This window comes from Aliterella sp. E5.1 (genome assembly GCF_057473825.1).
The window spans coordinates 1-3,228 of sequence record NZ_JBYCCV010000204.1 but is presented as its reverse complement, the minus strand read 5'-3'; the positions used below and the strand labels follow the sequence as shown (position 1 = coordinate 3,228).

Genomic DNA, 3,228 nt, shown 5'->3' with positions numbered 1-3,228 from the left:
GCAAGTCTTGCCAGTTACAACCATTTTTCAGTTGATAAAAGATGCCATCCAAGATTTCGCGCTTGCTCCAGTTAGAAGGTCTTGTTTGCTTCTTCGGCGGTAGGATCTTAGGTAGTAAAGGTTCTATTATTTTCCACTCTTCGTCGGTGAGGCTGCTCTGGTACGGCATGGCATCTGCATTATGTTTTTGCCTTAACGTTACTTCCTTCCAGGGAAAGATGTCAAATGGGTTCTATATGATGTCCGCTTAACGGATTATGATAAAGGTGGAGAGTGAAGGGATGACTTATGCCGAAACGGATTACGGTAGCGGAGCATTCAAGTATTGCCCAACTAGAACAGCTTTATAAACAGGCAACAGGCGGGGTAGAAAGCCGTAAAGCTCGCCGGTGGAAGCTTCCACCCGGCAGACTTTACGTCAGTTTCAAATTATCTGGTTATTAGCCCAAGGAAAGAAAAGCGAGGAAGTAACAGAGATAACAGGTTACAGCAGGACATGGATTTATGCCTTAGTTAAAAGATATAACGAGTTGGGTGTGGAAGGATTAGGAGACTTTCGCCACCAAAATATTGGTGCAAAACCGCTAATTGATGATGTACAGCAAGCACAGTTATGGCAAGTTTTACAAGAAAAAGCTGCCGATGGAGGACTATGGAATGGGCGCACCCGTTGCAGAGTGGCTAACAACCTTGACGGGGAGACAAATTAGCCGACAGAGGGGATGGGAAATCTTGCGTAAAATGACTTTTAGGTTAAGAGTGCCAAGACCTGCTCATACTCAAAGCAACGAGACAGAGCAAATCGCCTGGAAAAAAAACTAGCAGTGGAGGTAAGCGAACTCCAAACCACTTATCCAGAAGCGGAAATTCAACTGTGGTGGGTTTGGTGAGCATCCTTTGGGACTCAAGCCAATTTTAAAACGGGTTTATGTACCAGAAGGAGAAACGCCGATAGCTAATGTTAATTGGAGATATCAATGGTTATGGTTGTATGCCTTCGTACATCCCAAAACCGGAGAAACTTATTGGTGGATTCTTCCCTACGTTAATACCAAACTTTTTAATCAGGTTTTAGTAGACGAGCGCGCGTGAATTTGAATTGGGCGCTAAAAAACATATTCTTTTAGCTGTAGATAGGGCTGGGTGGCACATTAGTCAGGATTTAAAAATTCCCCAAGGGTTGCATTTGACATTTTTGCCTCCCTACTCACCAGAATTACAGCCTGCGGAACGATTGTGGACTTTAGTTGATGAGCCAATTGCTAATCAATCTTTTGAAACCTTAGATGACGAGCGAAGAAGTTTTATGTCAACGATGCCAATCTCTACTTCAGCAGCAAGATTTGATTCAAGGACTAACTGGTTTTCATTGGTGGACTAAAATCGGAGCTTAGATGCAAGTTATCTACCGGACATGATATTAGCGGTGTAATCGGAGATATCTGACACAAAAGTTAGTAGTGTGAAGTATTACAGGAAAGGGATCTAACGACGCGATCGCGTTTCTCTTAGTAAAAATCACTATTTTTTATTGTAATAGTGCTACCTCTTTCAACTAAAGTAGGAGCTAACACAAGATTTTCTACAGTTTTTTCTTGCAATAAGTCGAGTAACATTTGCGCCGCATGGCAACCGATTTCTAGCATTGGCTGACGGACGGTGGTTAGTGGCGGCGTAACATAACGCCCTATCGCAATACCATCAAATCCTACTAAGCTCAAGTCTTGCGGTACAACAATACCTAGTTTTTGACACTCTAATAGAGCGCCCACCGCTACCATGTCGTTGTAGCAAAAAATAGCAGTTACTCCTGCTTTTAGCAACTGATGTAACATTTGTTGACCGATAGCAACATCTTCTGCATTGCTAAATGCGATCCAATCGCTAAGTTGCTGTAAACCTGCTTGTGCAAGGGCTAATTGGTATCCTGCTAAGCGCTGCTGGTTTGACCTGTAGCGATTGCTTGCACCTAGATAACCGATAGCAGTGTGTCCGAGTTTTATCAGGTGTTCTACCGCTAATTGTCCACCTAAGCGATCGTCGGTTTCTACAAAGTGAAATATATTACCTAGTTCTTCAGCTTTACTATTAATTAGCACCGTAGGCACAGCAATTTGGGCTATTTGCTCAGTCTGCTGCTTGCTAATTCGGGAGTCGGCGACTAATATTCCATCTACTCTACGACGGTGAAAATTATTAATAGCAGCTATTTCCTGCTCTACATCTCGATGGGAAGCAGTTAGTAAAACACTCAAACCTGCACTTCTTGCTATTTGCTCAATTCCGTCTACTACTTCAACAAAAAAAGGATCGGCGATGGAAGTTACGACTACTCCGATCGTATTAGTTGTTTGATTTTGTAAACTTTGAGCAATACTGTTTGGCACGTAGCTCATCTCTCGCGCTAGTTGCTTGATTTCTTCGCGCACTTTGAGACTAATTAGCGGGTTATCGCGCAAAGCACGAGAAACGGTAGTATGAGAAACGCCTGCTTTTCGAGCAATATCTTGAATTGAGACTCGTCGCTTACTCATTGGTTTGTCCTTTATGCACACCTGTGCAATAACTATAAATTACAAAGAGCTTTAGTTATTTGTCAACTATATAAACCCTTATTTACAACTAGATACTTAAGAAACAAGGATGTCGAAAGTTTGCTTTGCTTGGAGTAAAGCCAGACTTAATAAAAAATTATGCACAGGTGTGCATAAGAGAAAGCCTAGAGGTCTAATATAGGTTTATGCACAGGTGTGCATAAACAGAAAAAGTATTAGTTAATAGGAGAGAAATATACTTGTTTAAGTATTTATTCTCAATAAATTTTGCTTTGAGTTGGTAATAAGAAAGCTTTTTTAAAATTACCTACAGCTATTTTGGATGAAAATGAGTATGAAAAATATAGCGATCGCATTTAGCCTATTAGCTCTGACTTTAGCAGGCTGCAATACCCCTCAAACTACGACTTCAGAAGTTGATGGGGATAGAAAATTACGCTCGGTTAGTGTCACCGTTGGCAACCTAAGTAATCCCTTTTTCGTTGTGATGGGACAAGGGGTGGAACAAGAAGCAAAAAAAATTGGTGGCGAGAATGTCAAATTTACGGTAGTGCGTCAGATTATTGTGGGATAGGTCACGATATCATTCCAAGTCCATGGTCGAGAGGTTAATCCTGCTCGTTGTGCGGCAGTGGACTTGAACCGACTATGCTGCCAAATCCAATTGAAGTAA

The 3,228-nt window shown here is 41.7% G+C and carries 3 protein-coding genes and 2 pseudogenes; 2 read left to right on the top strand and 3 right to left on the bottom strand.

All coding sequences use genetic code 11. The annotated features are described in order from the left end of the window. The coding region (locus AC2VE5_RS25000) for a transposase (RefSeq protein ID WP_486887409.1) at positions 1-169 on the bottom strand (169 nt) is incomplete at its 3' end. A gap of 119 nt (positions 170-288) precedes the next feature. Between AC2VE5_RS25000 and AC2VE5_RS24995 the strand changes: the two are divergent. Beyond that, positions 289-1,394: pseudogene (locus AC2VE5_RS24995) on the top strand (IS630 family transposase). A gap of 114 nt (positions 1,395-1,508) precedes the next feature. On the opposite strand, the gene AC2VE5_RS24990 reads toward AC2VE5_RS24995, so the two are convergent. Then, positions 1,509-2,534: a LacI family DNA-binding transcriptional regulator gene (locus AC2VE5_RS24990; protein WP_486890307.1), complete on the bottom strand. Its 1,026-nt coding sequence runs from the start codon at positions 2,532-2,534 to the stop codon at positions 1,509-1,511. 343 nt (positions 2,535-2,877) lie between these two features. On the opposite strand from AC2VE5_RS24990, the gene AC2VE5_RS24985 reads away from it, so the two are divergent. After that, on the top strand, positions 2,878-3,129 hold the full coding sequence (locus tag AC2VE5_RS24985) for a hypothetical protein (RefSeq protein ID WP_486890306.1): 252 nt from the start codon (positions 2,878-2,880) through the stop codon (positions 3,127-3,129). On the opposite strand, the pseudogene AC2VE5_RS24980 reads toward AC2VE5_RS24985, so the two are convergent. Beyond that, positions 3,111-3,228 (bottom strand): annotated as a pseudogene (locus tag AC2VE5_RS24980) (IS1 family transposase); the annotation flags it as partial. The gene AC2VE5_RS24985 and the pseudogene AC2VE5_RS24980 sit on opposite strands and share 19 nt — an antisense overlap.